This window comes from Desulfopila sp. IMCC35006 (assembly GCF_005116645.1).
Classification (GTDB): Bacteria; Desulfobacterota; Desulfobulbia; order Desulfobulbales; family Desulfocapsaceae; genus Desulforhopalus_A.
Window position 1 is genome coordinate 222398 of the sequence record NZ_SWCM01000002.1, and the last position, 24786, is coordinate 247183.

Genomic DNA, 24786 nt, shown 5'->3' on the forward strand with positions numbered 1-24786 from the left:
TGATTTATGGTTTATTGTTTATTGATAGAAGCGTGTCGCCGATGGCGCCGAAGATCTCGGCCAGCTTGACAACTCCGCAAAGTACACCGTGTTCCTCGACCGGGAGAACGGTTTCTCCCCCCAGGACCATGATCGACATGGCCTGGATGAGATCAGCTGATACCGGCAGTACCCTGATTTCTTTTTCTATGACTGACGAAAGGCCGGCCTTGAGGTGATTGACCCCTTCTTTTATGAGGACGCCGTTCAGCAGGGTCGACAGGTCACTGTATTCCAGGGTCCTCCCCTCAAAGGGCTTAATGCCGGCGGGATCGAGCAAGGTAGAAAAAAGTACTTTTAAAATGCCCTGCTGGGTGACCCGGCCAATCAGGCCGCCCCTGTCGTTCACGACCATCAATTCATTGAAACCGCAGGGGCCGGAACTGCCAACAGGGCAGAACGACCGCAGCTGTTGAATCGCCTCCTGAACCGTGCTGCTCTCCTTGAGACAGGGGAAGCCGGTCAGGGGAATCATGATGTCTCGAATAGTCTGTTTTTCTGTACTCATTGATAGTCTCCTTCTGCTAAATTGACTGCCTGGGCCAAAATCGCTCTGTTCCACAATTCAGGCAAACGAGCGCAATGCAATTGCTGCTACCAGGCTTTAGTTTGCAAGATCTGCTCGATATCTTTGACGCTCTTGTTCTGCAGGATGTGCATCCGTTTATCCTTGGCCTCACTGATTTTATTTACCAGCTCGACAATGTTGACCGGTTTCTGCAAAAAATCCTCGGCGCCCGCTTTCATCGCCTCGATTCCGGTTCTGATGGAACCCTCCCCCGTGAGTATGATGATTTCAGCATCCGGCTGCTTGGCCTTGATTTGTTTCAAGGTTTCCAGGCCGTCCATGCCGGGCATGGACAAGTCAAGAACAACAAGATCAAATGCCTGCTTGTCAACCATCGCCACTGCATCTTTACCTCTTGTCACGGTGCTGACCTGCATACCGCGCACTTCGAGTCTTTTGGCCAATGTCGTCAAAAACAATTCCTCGTCATCAACCAGCAGCACCTTCGCCTTTATTATTTCCGCCATGTTTAAATCCTCTCTCAGTTGAGCAGATGTTAGAGGTGCGTGCTTTGCCAACGCACCTTGATTGATACCTTCAAAAAACTGCCTGGTAACGTCAGGCATTATCGTTAAGTCTTGCGAGTCTCCGCCCTGGCACCTAACACGGGTATATCGGCACCGTGAAAGTGAAGGTGCTCCCCTTTCCCGGACTGGATTCAACCCAGATTGTGCCGCCATGGGCACGAACTATTTCCTTTGAGATGGCCAATCCAAGCCCTGTCCGCCCACTTTCGTGTTTATTGACCTGGACAAATTTCTGAAATATTCGTGTCTGATATTCTGGCGGAATTCCAATACCATCATCGGCAACGGAGATATGGATCTCGTCCCCCACTCTTTTCGCGCTGAGCCGTATATAACTGCCCTGATCAACATACCTGAGGGCATTTGAGACGAGATTGGAGAGAACCCAGACAATCTTGTTGGCATCTGCCTGAACAGATGGCAGATCTTCCGTATCCTCAATATACAGTCGGATATGCTTCATGCTGACCTGCCCTTTAAAGGTATGGCGGGCATGCTCAAACAGCGCACCGACCGGGATACTTTCAAATTCCAGATCAATTCTGCCCGCCTCAATTTTTGACAGATCAAGCAGGTCGTGGACCATTGCCTTCATCCGATGAACCTCGTCGTGGGCGGCCTCGAGGAGCTCTCTTTCTTTATCGGGAAGAAATTGGACAGCATGTTCGAGAAGAAGGTCAATACCCATCCCCAAGCTGGTCAGAGGAGTACGCAGTTCATGCGATGCGGCCATGACGAACTCATTTTTAAGCCGTTCGACCTCACGCAGCTGGGTGATGTCTTTTAACAGCAGGACAACGCCGGAAAGTTTTTGATCAGACTGGCCAATAGCCGTTACCGAAAAGAGGAAATGACGGGTGCTTCCCTCCAGCTGAAAAGTGGTTATCCTGAGATCCTCAGGGATATCGGGCGGTCTGCCGGAAGTTATTGTCTCGGTGATTATCGCACAGATGTCCTGTTCAGGAAGAATCTGCTCACAAGACAGAACATCGTTTTCACTGAAATCTATGTTCAGAATTCGCCGCCCTGCCGGATTTATACCTGTAACCCTGTGTTCCGTATCAAATACGACCATACCGTCCTCGATACTGGCCAGGATCGCATCGGCCTTATTTTTCTCGGCGATGATTCGATGCACATTCATCACGTGATACTGGCGAAGCTGCGCGGTCATCCGGTTAAATTCCACCGCCAGCTGACCCAGCTCATCCGCAGTCTCGACCGAAAGCTGAACCGAATACTCCCCGGTAGTGATTTTTTGGGCTGCGTCGACAAAACGCCGCAAGGGAAGCACGAGTTTTTCGGCAAAGACCAGGCTGAAGATCAACGCAAGAATTGAGGCGGTTGATGCGACGAACAGAGTCGACCAGATCGCCCGTCGAGAAATTTTTCCCGCTTTTTCGCTGACCGTGTACATGGTCTGTTCATTCATGTTCCGCAGTTTCATACAGGTGGCCCTCACCTGGCTGAATACCGGAAAAATGATGTTGTTATAGGTTTCCAGGGTCAAGGTGTAACTCGGTTTTTTCTGACCCTGCACGCCGGTTATGAGAATGAACTTGTTGCGGTAGTCGCTGTACATTTTTTCGATATCACGAACGACTTCCGACTCCCCCAGCACGGTGATACTTTTTTTGGCACGGGCGAGTCCTTCCAGGAAAAGCATTTCGTTGTCGCGATACTGCGCAATACCTTTGTCAAAATCCCCCAAAAACATGAGAAGCATTCCGCTGTCCTGTCTAGCCAATGCGTCCTGCATATTTTCGACCGCAAGGATACTTCGATAGTAATCATGTAAGATAGCGTCTGTCGTCTGCCCCAGGGACCATAAATTCAGGATTGCCCAGGTAACAACGAGGCCCATCAGGGTTAAAGCGACCCCATAGCCTACTAATATTTTCTTTTTTAAATTCATCGAGCTATCCTGTGTACTTTCAATGACGGCGATCCAGCCAACGTAAGTATGAAAGCAAATATTATGCCACACTCAGGTTGTGCGCTATTGGCTGATATTTATATACATCCGGTGCCGGAGGATTGAATAATGTGATTACCACTAAAGTTCAGCCTGGAAGGTCCAGAGAGGGATATGAGGTGCCCTTTGCACGGGTGTTCCGCAGCCTGGATGGCGGCGGTCAAGCCCCCCAGGGATGGGTTTATGGCGTCCCGTGCAAAGGGCACCTCATATCCCCATATAGCTGAGGTGTAGTGCTAATCACATTGAATAATGAAAGGTCGGAGGGGAAGGTTCTTGAAAAATGCAAGGTCAGTTCACAGATACACCGGTTCAGATTCCGTATGTTTTCCTTCTTCGCCATAAAGTTGCCTGATCTATGCCAAGAATACCAGCCGCTTCCTGGATCGAGGGGGTTTTCTTCAGGACTTTTTTGATATGGATTTCTTCAATAGTCGACAGGGGTAAAAGGTCACCAAGCACAGGAAAGTTGGTGGATGGAACAACCTTTTCGGGCAGGTCGTCGGCGGTTATCTGTTGACCGCTTCCGAGTATCACCGCCCGTTCGATAGCATTTCGAAGCTCCCTGACATTGCCGGGCCATGAATGCTCCAGCAATGCCCGTTCAGCGCTTTGATCAAAACCGGTGATGTTTTTATGGTTGGCGAGGCTAAAAAAAGCACAGAAATCCTGGGCAATGGCCATAATATCCTCCCGCCTCTCTCTGAGAGGCGGGACATTTACACTGATTACATTTATCCGATAAAACAGATCTTCCCGAAACAGACCTTCGGCTACCCGCTGTTCGAGATTGACATTGGTCGCCGTCACGATTCTCACATTCGCTTTTCGAGACAGTGATTCCCCGAGGCGCTCATATTCCTTATCCTGGATAAAACGCAGCAATTTTGCCTGAATAGGCAGGGCCATGTCACCGATTTCATCCAAGAAAAGCGTCCCGCCCTCGCATGCGGCAATACGTCCGGGGCTTTCTTTTACTGCACCGGTAAATGCCCCTTTGGCGTGGCCAAACAATTCACTTTCGAGAAGTTCGCTCGGAACCGCAGGACACGAGACAACCATCATCGGCTTTTTGGCTCGCGGACTCGAATTATGAATGGTCTTGGCAAAGATGGATTTGCCGGTGCCGCTTTCACCCCGCAGCAGGATAATCGCTTCCGAGAGGGCGGCTTTCCGGAGCATCTCGAGGATGCGAAACATTTCCGGATTTTTGCTCTGCAACAAAGCCTCCGGAGCAAATCTTCGACTGTCTTCTTTCAGAACAGTTATTTCATTTTCGAGATCCCGGATATGCCCCAATGTTCGCACCAGAAGCTTAACCTGGGCACTGGTGAAGGGCTTTTCGATATAATCGGATGCGCCGCGCCGCATCGCCTGGACAGCACTCTCGATTGTCGCATTGGCGGTGATGACGACAATTTTCAACCAGGGCGATTCGGTCAGCAGCGGCGGGATAAGGTCCATCCCGTTTTCGCCATCCAGTCTCAGGTCAATGAAGGCTATATCGAAAGAGCATCGTCGCCCCTCATTGAGGGCTTCCTGCGAATTGGCTACCGCGACGACAGTATGGCCCTCGGTTTCGAGGCAATACGAGAGTGTCTTGCGGATATTTTTTTCATCATCAACAACCAGAATATTGAGAAGCCCTTGTGAATACGTCATCGATCAGTTACCAGATGAAAAAAAATAGCATTATCAGAGTACCGGGCCAATACCAATCGTACAGAATACCTCATGCTGCTATTGAGCTTAGCATATTTATTTTTTCTACTCTACTCATTCCCTGCATCAGTCAATACGTTTCACTAACCTCTTTTGTATTTACGGCTTGTTTTTCAACCAACTGCGTGCAGCAGCTTGTACTGCAGAATATATACAACAATGCCACTAAAATACCCCAATGCCGCCAAGCCACCGATTTTCCGGGCATACCAGATAAAATGGATCTTTTCCAGCCCCATGGCGGCAACCCCCGCCGCTGAGCCGATGATAAGGATGGACCCCCCGGTTCCGGCACAGTAGGCCATGAACTCCCAGAGGAAACTGTCGGCGGGGTAGGTCTGCATATCATACATGCCCATGGAAGCGGCGACCAAGGGGACGTTGTCGACAACCGCGCTGGCGAGACCAATGAGGGTGACAATGACATCCATACGGCCGACGGTATGATTAAGCCACTGTGCCAGAGAAGCGAGAATATGGCTGTGCTCCAGGGTGGCAACCGCCAGCAGGATACCGACGAAGAAGACGATGCAGCTCATATCGATGCGCTTTAATGCTGCAACCAGGGTGAGATGCTCCTTGAATTCATCGAGTTTATTGCGATGCAGTATCTCACCTACCAGCCAAAGAATGCCCAGGCCGAAAAGTATTCCCAGAAAAGGCGGTAAATGCGTAACAGACTTGAAAACGGGTACAGCAACAAGGGTACCGATGCCCATAAAAAACATGAAATTTTGTTCAAACAGGGTCGTCTGGATTTTTCGGCCGTTACCGTTGTTCTTCGGCTCAACGACCACCTTGCCGCGCAGGACAAAGGCCATCAGGGTTAAGGGGACGACCAGACAGGCGATTGACGGCAGGAACACTCCCTGCATGATATTCAGGGTGGTAATCTGACCGCCGATCCACAGCATGGTCGTTGTCACATCGCCGATCGGCGTCCAGGCCCCACCGGCATTCGCGGCAATAACGATTATGCCGGCAAAAAACAAACGATCATCATGCCGATCAATCAGTTTCTTCATGAGCGAAATCATGACGATGGTGGTGGTCAGATTATCCAGAATCGAACTGAGGAAAAAACTGACAAAGCCGACCAGCCAGAGCAGAGTCGTAAGTTTTTTTGTTTTGATACGGGAGGTGATGACATAAAAGCCGTTGTGGGCATCGACAACTTCAACGATAGTCATCGCGCCCATGAGAAAAAATACAATCTGGGCCGTGGATGCCACCGATTCATTGAGATTTTCCGAGACGAGATGATGATCCCCGCCCATTAAGGCGTAAACTGTCCACAGCAGTCCGGCAGCAATAAGCGCTGAGGCTGATTTATTGACCCTGAGCGGATGTTCAAGGGCAATTGACGCATAGGCGACGACAAAAATAATGACCAGGGTAGTAAGCATGTCTGCTCCTTTCAAATCATAGAGTTGAATTTTTGGCGTAATCCTCCAAAAAATTCCCAATTTCTTCGCTGTTGACGGTATCTTCTTTCGAAAAAGAAGTTTGTGTATCAGCTACGCTGTCAACAGCGGCGAACCAACCGACATATCCCGTTGAGCAAATCTTATGCCACTTTATATCTCCCTGATATCAAAAGACATTGAGGATATCACCACACTTTGAGGATTGAAAATTGAAAGGTCGGACAAGAGGGTATATTGAAAAATGCAAGGTTCAGGCACGTTGCGACCACGTCCGTTACCGCGCGCTTTCCCCTTAGTGCTGAGAAATCAGCTACTGACACGAATATTTATATTGTCGTGTCAGTAGTTGCGCATTATAAAGAAAGGGTACAGTTTCTTTCAAAGAAATAGTGAGGTGCACTGATGACAAAAAGGGCCAACGACGAAATGGATCCCACCCATGGACCAGACTCCCCTCAACTGCAGGAAGCCGACAAAGCATCCGCTGACGGACGACGCCTTCGGTTCGACCGGGTGGAACTGGCTGGGGCCTTCGGTGACTTAGGCACATTGCTGCCTATTGTTGTTGCCATGATTTTCATCAACAAATTAAGTCCTTCCTCGGTTTTCTTAGCATTTGGCCTCTTTTACCTGGCAGCCGGCTATTACTATCGCCTGCCGATACCGGTACAACCCCTGAAAGCGGTCGGAGCCATAGCTATCGCGTATCCAGCGGTTATTACCGAATCGGTAATTGGTGCTTCGGGCATCATTTTTGGCATCTTCCTCCTGCTCCTGTCACTGTCCGGGATGATTGACCAGATTGCCAAGCTTTTTTCCCAGGCCGTTGTCCGGGGTATACAACTGACGCTGGGGCTCATATTCCTGAAAAAAGGCATCGAACTCATTATCGATAAAAATATTTTTATGTCCGGGACACCGGGCAGATTGGCCGAATATCCCGTTAACCTGATCATCGGCATTCTGGTTTTTGCCCTCGTCCTGCTGCTGCTTGACAACAAACGCTTTCCTGCGGCCTTGGCTGCACTCGTGATCGGCATCGTATCTGGAATCGCCTTAGGCGGTTTAACCGGACATTCCCTTTCTCTCGGTCCCACAGAAATGCATCTGGTCATCCCCGGTATGAAAGATTATTGGACCGCCCTGATAATGCTGATCCTGCCGCAGATTCCACTCACCATTGGCAATGCCTGCGTTGGCACGGCAGACACCTGCAGCAACCTTTTTAGCGGCAACCCACAACTTGCAAAAACCAAGGCCGGAAAATTTGCCTTTTCAATGGGCGTCATCAATCTTCCGGCTGGTTTTCTGGGGGCGGTGCCCATGTGTCATGGCACAGGCGGGCTGGCGGCACATTTCAGGTTTGGCGCCAGGACCGGCGGTGCACCAATCATGATTGGCATTTTTTTTGTTGTTATCGCCCTGCTGCTCGGCGAACTTGGCTTTACCCTGCTGGCCATCATCCCCAAGTCCATCCTTGGCGTGCTTCTGGTCTTTGCCGGCCTCGAGCTTTGTCCGCTTTTAAGAAGTCTTAAGACCAATGAGGAGTATTTCATCGCCCTGCTCATTGCCGGCATCGCCCTGGCCGTACCCAATATGGCATGGGCCTTTGCAATTGGCATCGGGACTGATCTCTTTATCAGAAAGATGAAGATCAAGATTTAACCCGGGGAAAACCGTGTCCTTTCCCCCAGAGACTTTATATGGTTCGGGCACATTTCCGGGGGGCTCAGCAGATTGCAAAACGACGACGTGCAACATGCTGCATTTTTTTAGACTCTCCAGCTTTGTTTTTCCCGTGTGTGAGCAATAATTTTTCGCCATGCGGGGGGTATTTTTTTTTGATCAACAGAATCGGTCCATTTTTCCACAATCAGCATAAGCGGCGAATAAACTGGTCGCAGACTCCTTTTGGTCATTTTCATGGAGGTGTTGAAAGCCAGCAAAATCGAGCAACAAGCGCGGCTATCGGACACTCGCTTACCTCCTGACTCTTCCCCTTCTGTCACTCGTCTATTTCTTTACTACCCGTACCAAACCTGAGATTGTCCCCAGCTTTGCTCGCCACAGCGCGACGGGAAGCGGAAACATCTTTTGCCGAAGCTGATTGCCGACGTAACGAGGATGCGCATTGTTGATACCCTGATGATTGCCGAATCGATAAAGAAATCCTGCCACCAATGCGGTGAAGGGGGCCACGGTAACCAGCCCGAAACTCCCCACCAGGATGTTCAGCACTTCTGCGGCCACAAAGGGAGCATTCAGGATATTTACCGCAGGGAGACCTTTGGCAATAAAGAGCAGAAACATGGCAATATGACTACTCGAATAGGCTAAAAGCAGGGTTGTCGTCATGGTGCCGGTGACCGCGCGACCGACGCGCAGGCCGGAGCAGATATGTTCCAGCAGACCAATATCCGGATGTTTGCGCTGCAATTCGTCCATGCTGGCCGCAATATCCATGGCCAGATCCATAACGGCACCGGAAGAGCCGATGAACACGCTGGCAATAAAGATGTTCGTCAGATTCAAATCATAGTGGCCTGAATAGAGCAGGGTCTCAGCAAAAGGTCGTATTGCTCCGTGCAGTCGGAAAAGGCCGGTGAACCAGACGGCGAGAGCGCAGGTAAGTAAAATCCCCATCATGGATCCCGCAAAAGTTGCCAATCCACGATGATTTACCCCGCCCACGGTAAAAGTGATCACCGCAGTAAGCAGTGCGACCACGGTGAGACCGGTAAGAAGCGGCGGATAGCCTAGCAGCAACAGAGGAAAATACAATTTCCACAGGACCATGGCCACGAAAATAAATGAGAACATTGCTTTTACCCCGGTAACTCCGGCGACCAGCAGAAGCAAACCGCCGAAAAGCGCGATAAGCACGATCTGCAAACGCAGCCGATAATGCCCTCTCGCCAGACCGTTTTGCGGCTTTCCATCCTTATCGACCCCATACTCCACCAGCAGTTCTTCACCGGTTTGGTAGAATTCGTCAAACTCCATTTTCCCGGTGAGCATGTTGGTAACGGACATTTTCTGATCTTTGTGAGGCCCGTTCAGCAACTGTACCGTCAAAACCTGCTCTTCCGTCTTGACAATCAGATTGACCCGCACCTGGCTGTTGTCCACTGCGACGATCAGACCTCGGCAGTGCACCCCGCTGGGAGCCTGTGGAATATGCGCCAGATCCAAAAAAGACAGGCCAACAGAGATGAGTGCAATAATCAGCAGAAAAAGCCATTCACGTTTCGGTAGAGACATCTCAACACCCCTGGTTACTGAAAAAAGCGGCGTCTCTGGCCAGAGACGCCGTTCCAATTGACTGCACCTTCCTGCCTGTTACCTGATAACCGGGAGGGCCTGGCGGATGTTCATGGCTTTGGCCATCTTTTTTGCGATATCGGTATTGTCGAAAAACCCGCCGAAAAGTTCCGCGTCCTGGCCGATGGAATAGACCGGCACCGGCACACCGGTGTGCGAATAGGAGGTCCAGCCGATACTGGCGTTCTCATTCAGGATGTGCGTGAGCGTCACCGTGATGGGGGTATAGGAGCCGTACAAAAAGGTGTTTTCCGATTCGCTGTTGTCGTTCCCTCCGCACAGAGATTTGGCATAGGCGTCGTTCAATTTTTCCTTTTGATAATCGTTGAGGGAATTGAAGTCGAGACCAAACATACTCTTGACCAGAGCCTGAAAATCCACATCCGATTCAAAGGTATTCTTGCAAGCCAAGGTAGGCAGAACTTTCTGGTCGAAATAGGTAAAACTATTCTGCTGGCCAAGGAGCTTATCGTAATGGGCGCTGTACTGGGTAGTCGCATGACCGATGGTCATACCGCCGGTTTCGTGGTCACCGGTAACGACAATCAGCGTTTCATGGGGGTGTTTCTGATAGAATGCCAGAGCAACGCCAACTGCATCGTCAAAATCCAGCATGTCGCCGATGGCCGCCATGGCATCGTTGGCGTGGCAAGCCCAATCGATTTTGCCACCTTCGACCATCAAGAAAAAGCCGTCATCCTTATCATGCTTTTGCCAATTTCTGCCGTGCTTCCAGCCTTTACCCTGTTTGTCGTCCTTGAGTACTGAAATAGCAACCCCTGTCATCTCCGCCAACGAAAGGTTGGTGTCCGGTCTGTCGATCGCATACGGCATCGCGGCGGAATCCTGCAACCAGGGATTGATACAGATAACTTTATCCCGAGGAGCATCCTTGAGAGCCATAATCGATTCGCGATCATTCAGCACAGTGTACCCTTTCTCGCCAACCGCCTCTGCGCTTAATACTTTCAGACCGCCACCGCCGAAAAACTCATATCCGCTTGCTGCCAGCTGCTCGTCAATATCGCCATACTGATTGCGACTCTGAACGTTTGCGTAATAAGCTGCCGGGGTCGCATGATCAAGGGAAACGCTGCTGATAACGCCAACTTTCATACCCCGCTCATGGGCGAGCTGGGCGATGCTTTTGTAGCCAACGGTCCCTCCGGGGTCCATATTGATGACGCCGCTTTTGGTTTTGATGCCACAGGAGAATGCCGTGGCCGAGGACGCCGAATCGGTCATCAGCGAAAACGCGTCATAAGTGGTCTGCATGCCCTGGACTGGCAGCTTGGACATATTCAGGCGGTTCTCAGGCTGCAAAAGATCGGTGGCCAGGGAAGCTGAGCCACCGTTAAGGGTGGTCAGGTAAGCTTCAGTGGCCTGGATCTGGGCGTTTGCCATACCATCGCCCAGGAAAAAAAACACGTATTTTGGTTCAGAGGCGAGTGTTGCTGTGGCAGACAGCAGCATTGCACCAGCTGCCACCAAGATCAATCTGTTTCTCCGCATTTTCATTACTGTTTCCCTCCATGTAATATTTTAAACATTTGATACCATCGACTCTCTTTATTCTCTAACTGATCTCACTTAATTGTAAGCGTGCCAAGCTCCCGCAAACTTGTGCCTGGAAATTGATTTCACCTCCTCTATGTTGATTTTTTTTGTTAGAAAAACCATTGCCCAAGTCTTAAATATTTCTTGAATTGAAGGAATTGTGCTCCCTCATATTGCGCTGGACGCATGAGTTTCATCCCATGTCATGCTCGACAGTAATAAACGACTGATATATTGGTTTCAGTTTAGTAAAAGGATAAAAAACGGTTAGGCCTTCGTTTGCAGTTCGGGCCTCTGTCGGTTCATCCGGAAAGCTGTGCCTGAAAATTGGCTTGCTTCCTTCCGAAAAGGTGTTATCTTTGGTTACCAACGAATCCGCATATGCACATGTGTTGGCGTACGTTTGACCAGCGTGCACCCTGCAATGAACAACATCTGCCAAGAGACAACCCAATGAAAAACCTGCAGACTAACAGCCCCGACACGAACAGCCTGGACTACCCGGTGCAGATATTCAAAGCCCTCGGAGATGAAAACCGACTACGGATTCTGAGCCTGCTGCGCCACGGAGAGCTTTGTGTCTGTGATATCATGGACGTTCTGAAGCTGCCGCAATCAACCGCATCCAGACATTTAGCCTATCTGCGTAACGCAGGATGGGTCAACTCACGACGTGGTGGAAAATGGATGTATTACAGATTGCGCATCGAACCGCAAAACGAGGCGATTCGTTCCTGCGTCGTCAGTTACCTGTCCTCCCTGCCGCCATTACAGGAAGATCACCTGGCACTGGAAACGCACCTTGCTCAAAAAAACAAAGAAGCATGTAAGTAACCGTCATTCACTAATCATCTTTACGATCATATTATCCCTATGAAAACTGCACCAAAAAAACTCTCGTTCCTTGATCGTTTTCTGACCCTGTGGATTTTTCTGGCAATGTTTGTCGGTGTGACAGTCGGATACAGCTATCCACCAGTACAGAGTATTATCAATTCGTTCCAGGTTGGCACGACCAATATCCCGATTGCCATTGGCTTGATCATGATGATGTACCCACCACTCGCCAAGGTCAAATATGAAGAACTCGGGCAGGTTTTCACCAATGTCAAAGTACTTTCATTGTCGTTGGTGCAGAACTGGGTGATAGGTCCGATCCTGATGTTTCTTCTGGCAATCACCTTTTTATCCGGCCATCATGAGTACATGGTCGGTCTCATTCTGATCGGCCTCGCCCGGTGCATCGCCATGGTCATAGTCTGGAATGAACTCGCTGACGGGGACTCTGAATACTGCGCCGGCCTGGTTGCTTTCAATTCGATTTTTCAGGTAATCTTTTTCTCCCTTTACGCCTGGATTTTTATCACCATAGTTCCCGGATGGTTTGGACTGACAGGAGCAGTGGTCGACGTCTCCATTGCGGATATCGCCAAATCGGTCTTTATCTATCTCGGCATCCCGTTTTTCGGGGGCATGATTACCCGGTTCATAGGCATAAGGAGTAAGGGCAAAGACTGGTACGAGAATGTTTTTATCCCGAAGATCAGTCCGCTGACCCTCATTTTCCTGCTTTTCACCATCCTGGTAATGTTTTCTTTAAAAGGCGAATACATAGTCCAGCTCCCCTTCGACGTGCTGCGGATTGCCCTCCCCTTGACTATTTATTTTCTGGTGATGTTTTTGGTGTCCTTCTTTCTCTCAATGCGGGTTGGAGCTACCTACGAACAAACCGTAACACTGAGTTTTACGGCTGCGTCCAATAATTTTGAACTGGCTATCGCCGTCGCAATTGCGGTTTTTGGCATCAACTCCGGAGAAGCATTTGCCGCGGTGATCGGACCTCTGGTTGAGGTGCCGGTTCTCATCGCGCTTGTCAATGTCGCACTTCGTTTTAAAAAGAGGTACTTCCCATATGTAAAGAAAACCCTCACCAGGGTTTGTCATGTACACACCAGGGAGCAAACTGAAAGCCAGTGACCCAAGAGAAACAAAAAAATACAGCTGTCTGGCCCCCATGCAGAGAGGCGGATGCTGTTGTCGTCAGCAACTCTGCGTTTTACTAAAGAGATGAGGAGACTGAACATCATGGGTTCGACAAACGCAAATACAATTAAAATTCTGTTTTTATGTACCGGGAATTCCTGCCGCAGCCAGATGGCGGAAGGATGGGCCAGAACGCTGAAAAAAAAGGAAATTGACGGCCTATTCCGCCGGGATAGAAAAGCATGGCTTAAACCCACTGGCGGTCAAGGCAATGGCAGAGGCCGGGGTGGATATTTCGTCACAGAAATCGAAGACTGTTGACGAACTGCCGGTTCGTGAATTTGACTGGATTATTACACTTTGCGGTCATGCGAACGAAAACTGCCCCTATTTTCCGGGGAAGACTGTCCACCATGGGTTTGACGATCCGCCGCAATGTGCCTCGGAGGCGAAAAATGAAGAAGAAAAGCTCATCCCCTACCGGAGAGTTCGAGATGAAATCCGTGATTTTGTCGCCGCACTGCCCGATTCACTTTGACGCATCTTGCACCGGTCTTCCGGCAGGAAACCGGTGGCAGATGCAGTGACAGGCAGGGGCGACGTGGCACCCTTGTTGTTATAGCGCTGGTATGCAGTGTAAGCAGGTGCACCTACTGCAGCAACTCCGCCCAATTTGAGCGCTTTACTACCCGGCTTTCGTCCTTTCTTGCTGGTCAGCATGCTGCTGGCAAGCTTACCAGCCAAACCTCCTGCAAATCCACCAGCCGACCATTATATCTTTTTTGCTAGTAAGTTAAGGGAAGTGGTGGTTAAAATGCGGAATTTATAGTACAGAAAGAAGTTCTTGACACGCTTGCTTATTTCTTCTCCAGCAGTTTTCACAGACGCTCCAGCATTCTGCTCTTAATTTCAAAAAAAGAACCGTCTCAATGGCATTGAAAGGATGTGCGACGATGATTCGTCTGGTATGTAACCGTTACACGGCTTTTTTACTGTCTGCCCTTATTTATTCGCTGCTGGTCCAATCTCAGGGCGGGATTCGTGGTGGCTGGAGATTTACTGGTCAGTATCTGGAGATACCCATTCTCCTCTATCTGTACTGGTACCTGAATTCAATTCTGCGTCCCGGTCGATGGACAGCATTGCTGGCCGCCATACCAATCCTGTTGGCCTACATCGGGCAGGACATATTTTACCTGCTGCTGGGCAAGATTTTCCGGGTTGCCGAACTGGCCGAGGTCGGAGAATTGATGCAGGTTATGACTCTCAAATACCAGATAGTGCTGGTTGGCATTGGCGCGGCGTTTTTTCTGGCTTTTATCAGGTGTCTTGACAAGCGCCGAATTCCTCTCGCCATTCATGGAATAGTGCCTGTTGCTGTCGTATTGGCGTGGGTTGAATTTTGGCCTCAGCAATTTTCCCGTACTTTTGAACTGGCGAGTAAAGAATTAATCAACTGGTCAGATGTCCGTCCTGTGGAGACGAACGGACGCTTCTCCATGCTGCTCTATCGAGAGGCGCAACGGCGTATTTCCCTGGAGAAAACCTCCTCGTACCATGACCGTGTCACCTACGATGAGGATGCCCAAAAACAATCGTTCTGGCTCATGGAGCATGGCCGGAAAAAGAATGTCCATGTCATAGTCATGGAAAGCCTGATCGACCCATCATTGTTTACGAAAGCCAGATTTTCGACCAATCCTCTTCACCCCAAATACAGCGCGCTGATCGGTAATGCCGGAGGGTTCTCAGTCTCACCGATCTTTGGGGGCAAGACCTCTCAGGCCGAATTCGAAGTTCTCTGCGGCGTTCCAGCCTTCCAGGAACTTTCTGGTGTTGAATTTAATTCATTCAGCGGCAGCGCTGCCCACTGTCTCCCGGATATTTTAGGTCATGCTGGGTACCGAACAACTGCCTCCAACGCCTATGAACCTTCATTTTTCAATGCTGTAAACGCCTATAAGGGAATGGGCTTTGCTGAAGAATATTTTCCCATCGAATTTTCCCCAAACAGACAGACCTACCTTTCAACGGGTGACACCACCGGAGAAATTTATATGTTCGACAGCGTACTTTTCTCCCAGAACCTGAATTTTATCAAAGATCATCTCCGCCACAACCCTGGACGACCGTTGTTCAACTATTTACTGACCATGTACGGGCACTCCCCGCATGTGCTCAACAAGAAGAAACGACCACAGATCATTAAGCTTATTGACAACTTGAATGACCGACAACTGGAACGTGTGGCAAATCAGTTTTTTTATAGATCAGAAGCAATTGCCAACTACTTGGATGAGTTACTGGCGATTGACCGTGACAGCCTGATCATAATTGTTTCCGACCATCTGCCGCCATTGGAGGGCATAACTACCTATCATAAACTTGGCTACCTCGACAACAAGCGGAACAGCATCTACCTCAACAGGCTTATTATAATAGAAAATGGCGTGGTTACCTCTCTGCCGACTATTCACCATTACGAAATCCCGCAAGTGATTCTTGACTATCTCAGTGCAGGGATGTACTGCCATGCAAATGCCTGCAACTTTGACGAGGGGAGTGTTTTGACTGACAACAATAAGATGCGTCACGAAAAGTATCTGCGCCTAATGGCCCATGCCATCGAATGAACCTGACAGGCTGCCTTCCGAGTGCGGCGCTGGCCGATCAAGTGAAGTGCCTTGATTGGGGTGTACGCAAGGCAGGTCGTAAACGAACGGTTTCATTTCCTGAACTGACCGAAGTGAAAGCGAAAACTCCTCTCTCATCGGAAATCCATGAGGAAAAAGCAGGATGCTGTTAAAGGATGTTTGGCCTATAGGTGGGTTTATCCGTGGACGGATTTTTCGGCGGCTCCGGCTTATAACCCCTTTTTAATGGCAACAAGAGCGACGGTTTCATCAAATTTCTCAGAACAGTCTGATTTTTTTTCTTCATAGTACACGATGTGGAGTGACTGAAAGGCGTGAAGCAGCTCATTTTGTTTCAGACAATATTCATTTTTTTTCTTATCAATAAAAGATTCAAAAATCAGCACACCTCCAGGCCTCAGTCCGTCCTTAATCAGGGGAAACAGACGTCTGTCTAAAAAGCGGATGTTGACGATGAGTTGATATCGATTCCGGGGAATTGTCCAGTCATCGATATCCTGGCAGATGACATTTATCTTCGGGTCAGAGCCTGCCAGATAATTTGTTGCAACCGTTGATATATCAACCGCATCGACCATAAATCCCATTTTAGCCAGGAAGAGACTGTTTCTCCCGTTTCCGCAGGCTATATCCAATGCATTGCCACAGGACGCAAGATTCCAATAATCAGTCAGGATCGTGGACGGCTCTGCGCCTCCAAGGTTTGCAACATATCTCGAATCCCATTTTTCACGATCTGTATCGGCCATAGTCCTGAGTAATCCTCTAACGGTAACTGCCTGCAGCCCCAATAGCACACACAGTAAAGGGTATATGAAGCAGCTCTGCATCTGCCTGTCTGGATAATATGAGACAATACAGCAAGATTCTAAGATTACAATCTTGCTTACATGGATGAGATCTGCACAGGTAATACTTTGCATTGCAATTGACTGTCTCTTACCACCAGCCTGTTGCATAGATGGTTTCCATCCTGAAACCACCCTGTTGTCCGATCTCATCGATATTCGGTATTATTTCTATACTGGCAATGTCAGGTACATGCACCTCAAATGGTCATTAAAGCCTGCGCCTTTCTCCCGCAGCGTACCCAAAACATGCTCGATTTCCTGTTAGGGCTGGCCCAGTCTCGCTCTGGTAATGGAATCAACGAATATTTCCGTCGGCTGTGCACTTTGGTCGCGTATGTCTGCGGACCTTATTCAAACACCAGACGTGACCATAGCTCTGCGTACAGTCGGTATTGGTCAATATTGTTCTGCATTACAATCGTACGAACTGGAATTGAGTGTATGATTACCGCTGCGTTATCTTTGCGACAGCATCTCGATTTTACAGGGGACGATGCCTCACCTCCTGAGGGTTACACCTTTTCTTCCAACAGCAATAGACTGGTAAAAAAAATCTAATCAAGTTAGGCTGACAAAAAACAATACACTCCCTATGTTTAGGATGTTGATCACCGTAGAACAAACCCTTCAATCCAGCCCCACCAAACTATACCAGGAAGATATATTCATGCGCCGGAAAACTAAAATTGTTGCCACTATCTCAAACCAGAACTGTTCGGTACCATTCATTGAACGCCTGTATGCGGCGGGCATGAATGTCGTTCGACTCAATACCGCCCACATGAGTCATGAGGATGCCCTGGAGGTAATCAGGTGCACCCGGGCGGTATCAGATAAAATTGGGATTCTTCTCGACACCAAAGGGCCGGAGATCAGGACATGTTTAACAGACACCGCTCTGCGTGTGCAATTCGGCGATATCATCCGGATCAAGGGCGCACCTGATGAAAAATCCCATGACGATGTCATCTGTGTATCCCATGCCGATTTTGTCAAAGACGTTCCGGTCGGCAGCTCCATTCTCATTGACGATGGATATGTGGCCCTTGCTGTCATTGACAAAGATGATGAGTATCTGAAATGCCATGTGGAAAATGATGGAATCATCAATCAACGAAAAAGCATTAATATTCCAGCCGTTCACGTCAAACTTCCGGCATTGAGTGAAAAGGACAAAGGTTTCATTCGCTTTGCCGCCGAGCAGGACCTGGATTTCATCGCCCACTCTTTTGTCAGAAACAAGGAAGATGTCCTGGCTGTGCAGGCCATTCTTGATGAGAAAAAGTCGAGCATCAAAATAATAGCCAAGATCGAAAACGCTGAAGGGGTGGAAAATCTAACAGAAATCCTCGACCATGCCTATGGAATCATGATTGCCAGGGGCGATCTGGCGGTGGAAATCCCCACGGAACGCATTCCTCTCATCCAGAAAAAAATAATCAAAGTGTGTATTGAAAATCGAAAGCCCGTCATCGTCGCAACCCAGATGCTCCATTCGATGATTGAATCACCCAGACCGACGCGGGCAGAAGTGTCAGATGTAGCCAATGCCTGCCTCGATCACACCGACGCACTGATGCTGTCCGGCGAAACAGCCAATGGAAAATATCCGGAACTGGCAGTCCGCATCATGGCTAAAATTGCCATGGAAGTTGAAGGCAAGACACGTGACAATATTGACATCCCTTACAGCAGCAGTAATAAACTCGCGGCATACCTCGCGAAAGCAGCGGTTAAAGCAGCGCTTCGCCTGCAGACCAAAGCGATTGTGGCGGATTCCCTCACGGGCAAATCAATCCTGGCCCTTGCTGCGTATCGCGGGTCAAATGTTATTTACGCCCAGGTATATAACCGACGCGTAGTGCGTCAGCTCTCTCTTTCGTATGGTGTGTATGCGGATTACATCCCCATGGATCTGACCGTCAACCAGCCCCTGCAGCAGTCCATCTGCCGGCTCCTTGCGGAAAATCAGTTCAAGGATAATGACCTTATTGTCATTCTTGCCGGTAGTTTCGGACCCAAGCAGGGTGCTTCTTACATTGAAATCAGTTCGGCAGGAAATTTCAGGCAGAAATGCGGTCGATTTCAGAAATGATATTTCTTCGCTGAGATCTTCAACTCATTGCCTTGTATGCCATATAAATCCATCCATTAAAAAAATACAGGAATGAAGATCACACCGGAAAAAAACTGGCATCAGCTGTCAGGTGACCAGATTATCGCTCTGCTGGAGAGTGACCCTGACCATGGTCTTGATGGAGAAGAGGTACGACGGCGCCTCGAGCATTTCGGACCCAATTCCCTGTCCATGAAGCAGACGACAAGCGACTGGATACGCTTTCTGCTTCAATTTCATCAGCCGCTTATCTATATCCTGATCGTCTCAGGCATCATTACTGCAGGCTTGCAGGAGTGGGTCGATTCCGGGGTTATTTTCGGCGTGGTGCTGATCAACGCCACCATCGGTTTTATCCAGGAATCAAAAGCGGAAAATGCCCTCGCCGCCCTGGCAGATACCATGGTTGCTGAGGCGACTGTGCGCCGGCAAGGCGAAAACCAGCGCATCGTGTCAGCGGAGCTGGTACCGGGCGATATTGTACTGCTGCGCGCAGGGGACAAAGTTCCCGCCGATTTACGACTGCTTGCGCTACGCGAACTGCAGGTTGATGAATCAGCCCTGACCGGGGAATCAATGCCCGTTGAGAAGACGATGGAGCCGCTTGGCCATGCAACGCTTCTCGCCGATCGGACCAACATGGCCTATGGGTCCACCATAGTCACCCACGGTACGGGAACCGGCATAGTTATAGCGACGGGCGATAAAACCGAAGTGGGCCATATCTCCCGACTTATCTCATCAGCACACGACCTGGCGACGCCGCTCACCCGAAAGATTGCCCATTTCAGTCAGCTGTTGCTCTATGCCATTCTCGTGCTGGCCGCAATAACTACGGCGATCGGTCTCTGGCGTGGCCAGCCCCTTTTTGACATGTTTATGGCCGCCGTTGCCCTGGCCGTCGGTGCAATCCCGGAAGGACTTCCGGCGGCGGTAACAGTTACCCTGGCCATTGGCGTCTCCAGGATGGCTCGCCGCCGGGCGATTATCCGCAAACTGCCGGCTGTTGAAACCCTGGGCAGCACCACGGTGATTTGCTCGGACAAGACCGGGACGCTGACAGAAAACCAGATGACCGTGCAGCAGATACTGGCAGGAGGCCATTCTTACCTGGTCAGCGGAGCCGGATATGGTCCCGACGGTCGCATTGACCAACACGGCACAGCGGAAAACGCAACCACCTCCGTCGCCCTTAAGGAATGCTTGAAAGCGGGCATTCTCTGCAACGACAGCATCTTGCAGGACAAAGACGGCTGCTGGCTTGTCCAGGGCGACCCAACCGAGGGAGCATTGCTCGCGGCAGCTGCCAAAGGCGGCTTCAAGGAAAAAGAAAAACAAACACTCCCGCCCCGTCTTGATTCGATTCCGTTTGAATCCAGACACCAGTTTATGGCCACCCTCCATGATACCGGGATCGGCAAGGGCAATGTTGTCTACATAAAAGGCGCGGTCGAGCAGATACTCGCCAAGTGTTCGCTGGCAATCACCGCAGATGGCAATTCTGTCCCGTTGCAAAGAGACACCATTCATGAGGTCGTCTCCGACATGACGGCAAAAGGACTGCGCGTGCTGGCCTTTGCCCGCAAGGAACTGGCAAGCGATGCCGGCGAAATCACCCTGGACGATCTCAAGGACGGCCTCATCTTTCTCGGGTTGCAGGGAATGATAGACCCGCCGAGAGCGGAGGCAGTCGCCGCTGTTAAAATCTGCCGGGATGCCGGGATCATGGTAAAAATGATCACGGGAGATCACCCGCGTACGGCGGTTGCCATTGCCAGGAAGATTGGCCTGCTTTCGGGTGATATGGACGCTGTCGGATCGAAAAATGTGCTCACCGGTCAGGATCTGGAAAAACTTTCGGACGAACAACTGCTGCACGCCGTCGAAGAGACATGCGTATTTGCCAGAGCCACCCCCGAGCAGAAAATTCGCCTGGTACGCGCGCTGCAGGCAAACGGCCATGTCGTTGCCATGACCGGCGATGGCGTAAACGATGCGCCGGCGCTGAAACAGGCGGATATCGGCGTAGCCATGGGCATAACCGGCACCGACGTGGCCAAAGAGGCCGCCGACATGGTGCTGACCGATGACAACTTCAGCTCCATTGAGGCAGCGGTTGAGGAAGGCCGCGGAGTGTTTGACAACCTGACCAAGTTCATCGTCTGGACCCTGCCTACCAATCTGGGCGAAGGACTGGTTATTCTGACGGCCATCTTGTTTGATATAACCTTACCTATCCTGCCGGTGCAGATCCTCTGGATTAACATGACTACTGCGGGATTTCTTGGCCTGATGCTGGCCTTTGAGCCAAAAGAAACCGACATCATGCACCGCTCGCCACGCAACCCTGACACCCCTATTCTTACCGGCGAATTAAGCAGCAGGATTCTGCTGGTGGGGACCCTGCTGCTGATCGGTGCCTTCGGCCTTTTCGAGTGGGAACGGGCAACAGGCGCTTCCCTGGAAAAAGCACGGACGGTGGCGGTCAATACCTTTGTCGTCATGGAACTGTTCTATCTCTTCAACTGCCGTTCCATGCACAAGTCGATCTTTCAGCTGGGCATCTTTACCAACGTATGGGTTTTGGGCGGTGTCGCCCTCATGCTGCTGATACAACTCGGCTACACCTATCTCCCCTTTATGCACCGTTTGTTTCAGAGTACCGCTATCGGATTTGCCTCATGGACACGGATTCTGCTTGCCGGGCTTGTCGCTTACGCAATAATTGAATTGGTCAAGAAACTGCATCGCTGATCCCCTTTTGCAGACTTGGCGATTCTCACCAGGATTACTGCGAAAGCATCTGGCAGACAGCAGAGTCACCCACCCTGCTGTCTGCCGTACTCGGCGAACAACATGCTGTTTTTGCCTGATTTCTTCACCTGGTACATCAAGTCATCAGCGAACCTGATTGCTTCGTCAGGGTTCGTTTCGCACCGGTGGAAGACGGCAACGCCGATGCTGCAGCCAAGGGGCCATTGTTTGGCAGCAGCGAGATCGAGAAGGCTCTGGTGCAGCTCCGCAAAAAACGTGCGTGCGCCAATGAGAGTCGTCTCTGGAAGCAAGATAGCAAATTCGTCACCCCCGAGACGTGCGCCGATGTCCGAAACACGCAGCCTTTTGACTAAGGTATCTGCTACGGCTTTCAGTACCTGGTCCCCCACACTGTGACCAAGACTGTCGTTAATGGTCTTGAACCCGTCAAGATCTAGGTAGCCAAGAGTCAAATGGTGTTGATGACGATGAGCGAGATTAAAGAGCAATTCACATCTTTGCCTGAAGGTACGAGCGTTCATCATGCCGGTAAGCCCATCAAGTTGCGCCAGAGATACCTGAATCTCAAGCACCGATCGAATGCGGCCGAGTAAATGTGCCACGACAACAAAAAAGCCGAGACGAACGCCGGCGTTCCAATATTCTATGACGGGGTTGCTGTAGTTATTCCCCGCCATGAAATCGACGATAAGCCAGGTAAAGGCTGCAGCGATACAGACAACAGCTCCAAAGCGCTTTCCTGAATACCACGAGCCGACACCAACAGGAAGGAGATAAAAGATCGAAAAAGAAAGCTCATATCCGGTAAGGAGATCGAGCGCACCGACAATGGCTATAAGTAGAAATGAATACAGCTTTAAGGCAAAGGGACCTTGAGCAGAGAGAAAAGAATCAATTTTACTGAGCATGGCAGCGACCTCGCATTCGGTGCCTACAGTGAACATCAAATACGGAACCACAGCCGATTTAAGGCGGGTTCGTCCTTTTCCCGTCAACTCCGGTTTTTGATTGTACCCCGGGTCATTCTTTCTTGTAAAGGTCGATTTCCGGATATAATTTTTCGGCGCAGTCAGGGCAGATCCCATGGCTGAATTGCGCCTCAGAATGACTCTCTATATACGATTCGATCTGATTCCAGTACCCATGGTCATCCCTGATTTTTTTACAGGAAGCACATATTGGCAAAAAACCGCTCAAAAGTTTTACTTCAAATAGCGCCTCTTGTAAATTTCCAATTGTATTGGCCATTTCTTCTAAAATTGGATTGGATATTTTGAAAAACACCAGCATGCCCAGTGAAATTGCCACGATGCCGATCAACAGGATTAAGGCAATGGCGTTAATAAATGGGGATCTGATTTCCGCGATATTTATTTTGGCCACAATGCCGCAATCAAGCTCCGGCATATACCCATAAGCCGCCAAAACCCGCTCCCCGGAATAATCCATGCCGGTGACGGTACCTGACTGGCCAGAAATGGCTAACAGCATAGGCGTATCCATGCTGAAATTAATCGCAACCGGGCCTGGTGCAATAATACGATCCTGCAGGTGGCCGAAGATAAAATGGATTTTGTTATCTCTTTTTTCAGCGACCAGGATTTCACCGGTAGCACTGAATTTTTCATAGCGGTTATGAGAGTCCACAAGCTGGCTGAGAGTAGCCTCTTTAGCACCGTTAGGATATTGACTCTCGTGTTGTTTATTAAATCGATAAACAGATTCTATGAGGCTGATCTGACTGCTTATTAGTTCTGAAAGGCTCTTGCTTTTTTCACGAAATGCGGCCTGGTAAAAAATACTTACCGCGGTTATACCGATAGTGAGCGCTACAACAACCAGTATTGCCAACAACCAGATAATTCTTTTTCGTAACTGCATCGTATCTCCCATTGGCTAACGGCACGTAAGCGTTGTGATTCTCGGTGGCGGCTCCGTCGAGGAAAAACGATTCAGCCGATTTTTTTTGCATTGGCTGAAGCGTTTTGACCAGTCTTCACTCGTGGCGCAGTGCTGAGATGGAAAAATTCAATTGATCAACAAACTGGCGGGTAAAAAACGATGAAACGGAGCGCTGCTTTAACGTCTGTCAGAAACTTTGCACCTTATTGGGTTGATGCTGATTTTGCTATGCCAGCCAGTGCCTTTTCTATTTTGGCGATAACCTCTTCACAACCGGTGATATTATGCCTTTTCTCCAGATATCTTGGGTCGTTATAGGATATCCAGACCTTCGCATTGGTATCCTGCCAGATTAATGCTTTTTGCGGTAAATCCAGAGCAACGCTCTGCTGGCATTTCATCAGGGGGCTGCCCACTTTTGGATTGCCGAAGATGATTAATTCGGTATCACGCAGTTCGATGCCGGCCTTGCGCGCGCCCTCGGAATGATTTATTCGGTTGATTAGTGTCATTCCCTTTTGCTGCAGTACATTCTCCATTCGATCTGCAGTTTCTTTAACACTATAAACACTTGGGACATTCACGACCCCATCTGCTGCGGCAGCGGTGATAACACTGCAGAATACCAACACTGCGGTGAGAAGTAATTTTGTCATTTTTTTCTCCTGTACTCTTTTATCGGCGTGTAAAAATCTGCAAAACCTCTGTATACCCTGTAATCACGCCAATGCCCTTTGTCCTCTAAACTGCACAGAACAAAGTGGAGCACACAAAACCATTCTGCTTTTATCTACAATGTTGCGCCAAATTTATTTCGGCGGAACAGGCCATTGAATGTATGGAGTTTTTGGCACCCCTCCCGGTGGAACATAGGCGGGGACGGTGCTTGCAACGAGGGCAAGACTTTTGATGTATTTATAAAGTGCCAGCAAATCCCCATCGGTCATCGCATTTAACGCCCACCAGGGCATAGGTGGTCTTGCTTTGAGTGTCCTGGCAAGATCGACCCAATCCCCTTCGGAGATTTCACTGACATATGTACGCAGATTATTTGGGTAGGTAGTTCCCCAGGGACCCCGAAAACCAAGTTCATCTCCCAGCAGCCATTTTGCCTCTGGCACCAAACCACCACTCTGTGCATACCCAGAAGTGTGACAATCATTACATCCAGTTATTTCTATGAGATATTTACCTTTCAACGCATCCGTATCCATTGCTTTATCAGCACTTGCTGCTATTGGCATGAAGAGAGCTGTTGTGCAGAGTGCAGCGGTTAACAGGAAAGCTTTAGTGAACATACATTAACCTCCTTTGTTGATTTTTCATGAACTGAATGAATGTCTCCAATCAGGCGCCCGGCTAGAGAAGG

The 24786-nt window shown here is 49.7% G+C and carries 19 protein-coding genes and 1 pseudogene; 7 read left to right on the forward strand and 13 right to left on the reverse strand.

All coding sequences use genetic code 11. The annotated features are described in order from the left end of the window. Positions 1-4: 4 nt before the first annotated feature. The 5 genes from FCL47_RS04930 to nhaD all read right to left on the reverse strand — a co-directional run bounded on the left by FCL47_RS04930 (position 5) and on the right by nhaD (position 6237). A complete protein-coding gene (locus tag FCL47_RS04930) occupies positions 5-547 on the reverse strand; it encodes an HPP family protein (protein WP_136812368.1) in 543 nt (180 codons plus the stop codon). A gap of 86 nt (positions 548-633) precedes the next feature. After that, the gene (locus FCL47_RS04935; RefSeq protein WP_136812369.1) at positions 634-1074 is read right to left on the reverse strand and encodes a response regulator; all 441 of its coding nucleotides are present in this window, start codon (positions 1072-1074) and stop codon (positions 634-636) included. Positions 1075-1207: 133 nt separating this feature from the next. Then, on the reverse strand, positions 1208-3049 hold the full coding sequence (locus FCL47_RS04940; protein WP_136812370.1) for an ATP-binding protein: 1842 nt from the start codon (positions 3047-3049) through the stop codon (positions 1208-1210). A 372-nt stretch (positions 3050-3421) separates the two neighbouring features. Continuing rightward, complete coding sequence (locus tag FCL47_RS04945; RefSeq protein ID WP_136812371.1) at positions 3422-4771, reverse strand: sigma-54 dependent transcriptional regulator; 1350 nt, start codon at positions 4769-4771, stop codon at positions 3422-3424. A gap of 173 nt (positions 4772-4944) precedes the next feature. Next, positions 4945-6237 (reverse strand): sodium:proton antiporter NhaD, encoded by a 1293-nt coding sequence (gene nhaD, locus FCL47_RS04950; protein WP_136812372.1) that lies wholly within the window; start codon positions 6235-6237, stop codon positions 4945-4947. A gap of 423 nt (positions 6238-6660) precedes the next feature. Between nhaD and FCL47_RS04955 the strand changes: the two genes are divergently transcribed. Beyond that, positions 6661-7923: a putative sulfate/molybdate transporter gene (locus FCL47_RS04955; protein ID WP_136812373.1), complete on the forward strand. Its 1263-nt coding sequence runs from the start codon at positions 6661-6663 to the stop codon at positions 7921-7923. Positions 7924-8271: 348 nt separating this feature from the next. Here the strand turns inward: FCL47_RS04955 and FCL47_RS04960 are convergent, their stop codons facing one another. Further along, positions 8272-9519, reverse strand: coding sequence for a YibE/F family protein (locus FCL47_RS04960; RefSeq protein ID WP_136812374.1), 1248 nt, complete (start codon positions 9517-9519; stop codon positions 8272-8274). Positions 9520-9597: 78 nt separating this feature from the next. Continuing rightward, positions 9598-11091: an alkaline phosphatase gene (locus FCL47_RS04965; RefSeq protein WP_136812623.1), complete on the reverse strand. Its 1494-nt coding sequence runs from the start codon at positions 11089-11091 to the stop codon at positions 9598-9600. 498 nt (positions 11092-11589) lie between these two features. On the opposite strand from FCL47_RS04965, the gene FCL47_RS04970 reads away from it, so the two are divergent. The 3 genes and pseudogenes from FCL47_RS04970 (at position 11590) to FCL47_RS04980 (ending at position 13657) form a co-directional block, all read left to right on the forward strand. Further along, positions 11590-11970 (forward strand): helix-turn-helix transcriptional regulator, encoded by a 381-nt coding sequence (locus FCL47_RS04970; RefSeq protein ID WP_136812375.1) that lies wholly within the window; start codon positions 11590-11592, stop codon positions 11968-11970. A gap of 39 nt (positions 11971-12009) precedes the next feature. Beyond that, entirely contained in the window at positions 12010-13113 is a 1104-nt protein-coding gene (gene arsB / locus FCL47_RS04975) for an ACR3 family arsenite efflux transporter (protein WP_136812376.1), read from the forward strand. 108 nt (positions 13114-13221) lie between these two features. Beyond that, positions 13222-13657 (forward strand): annotated as a pseudogene (locus FCL47_RS04980) (arsenate reductase ArsC). On the opposite strand, the gene FCL47_RS25565 reads toward FCL47_RS04980, so the two are convergent. Continuing rightward, on the reverse strand, positions 13597-13863 hold the full coding sequence (locus FCL47_RS25565; RefSeq protein ID WP_205747228.1) for a DUF533 domain-containing protein: 267 nt from the start codon (positions 13861-13863) through the stop codon (positions 13597-13599). The pseudogene FCL47_RS04980 and the gene FCL47_RS25565 overlap by 61 nt on opposite strands. 209 nt (positions 13864-14072) lie before the next feature. On the opposite strand from FCL47_RS25565, the gene FCL47_RS04990 reads away from it, so the two are divergent. Then, positions 14073-15752, forward strand: coding sequence for an LTA synthase family protein (locus tag FCL47_RS04990; RefSeq protein WP_167496368.1), 1680 nt, complete (start codon positions 14073-14075; stop codon positions 15750-15752). Between the two features lie 230 nt (positions 15753-15982). Here FCL47_RS04990 and FCL47_RS04995 read toward each other — a convergent pair whose 3' ends face one another. Beyond that, positions 15983-16522: a bifunctional 2-polyprenyl-6-hydroxyphenol methylase/3-demethylubiquinol 3-O-methyltransferase UbiG gene (locus tag FCL47_RS04995; RefSeq protein ID WP_136812378.1), complete on the reverse strand. Its 540-nt coding sequence runs from the start codon at positions 16520-16522 to the stop codon at positions 15983-15985. Between the two features lie 769 nt (positions 16523-17291). Between FCL47_RS04995 and pyk the strand changes: the two genes are divergently transcribed. Both pyk and FCL47_RS05005 read left to right on the forward strand, forming a co-directional pair. Next, positions 17292-18719: a pyruvate kinase gene (pyk, locus tag FCL47_RS05000; RefSeq protein ID WP_136812379.1), complete on the forward strand. Its 1428-nt coding sequence runs from the start codon at positions 17292-17294 to the stop codon at positions 18717-18719. 72 nt (positions 18720-18791) lie between these two features. Further along, complete coding sequence (locus tag FCL47_RS05005; protein WP_136812380.1) at positions 18792-21494, forward strand: cation-transporting P-type ATPase; 2703 nt, start codon at positions 18792-18794, stop codon at positions 21492-21494. 65 nt (positions 21495-21559) lie between these two features. On the opposite strand, the gene FCL47_RS05010 is transcribed toward FCL47_RS05005, so the two are convergent. The 4 genes from FCL47_RS05010 to FCL47_RS05025 form a co-directional block, all read right to left on the reverse strand. Further along, positions 21560-22600, reverse strand: coding sequence for a GGDEF domain-containing protein (locus tag FCL47_RS05010; RefSeq protein ID WP_136812381.1), 1041 nt, complete (start codon positions 22598-22600; stop codon positions 21560-21562). Then, positions 22536-23396, reverse strand: a complete 861-nt coding sequence (locus FCL47_RS24750) for a hypothetical protein (protein WP_205747229.1) — start codon at positions 23394-23396, stop codon at positions 22536-22538. Before FCL47_RS24750 ends, FCL47_RS05010 begins: the two co-directional genes overlap by 65 nt. 224 nt (positions 23397-23620) lie before the next feature. Further along, on the reverse strand, positions 23621-24073 hold the full coding sequence (locus FCL47_RS05020) for a DUF302 domain-containing protein (protein WP_136812382.1): 453 nt from the start codon (positions 24071-24073) through the stop codon (positions 23621-23623). Between the two features lie 153 nt (positions 24074-24226). After that, on the reverse strand, positions 24227-24715 hold the full coding sequence (locus tag FCL47_RS05025; RefSeq protein WP_205747230.1) for a hypothetical protein: 489 nt from the start codon (positions 24713-24715) through the stop codon (positions 24227-24229). Between the last annotated feature and the right edge of the window lie 71 nt (positions 24716-24786).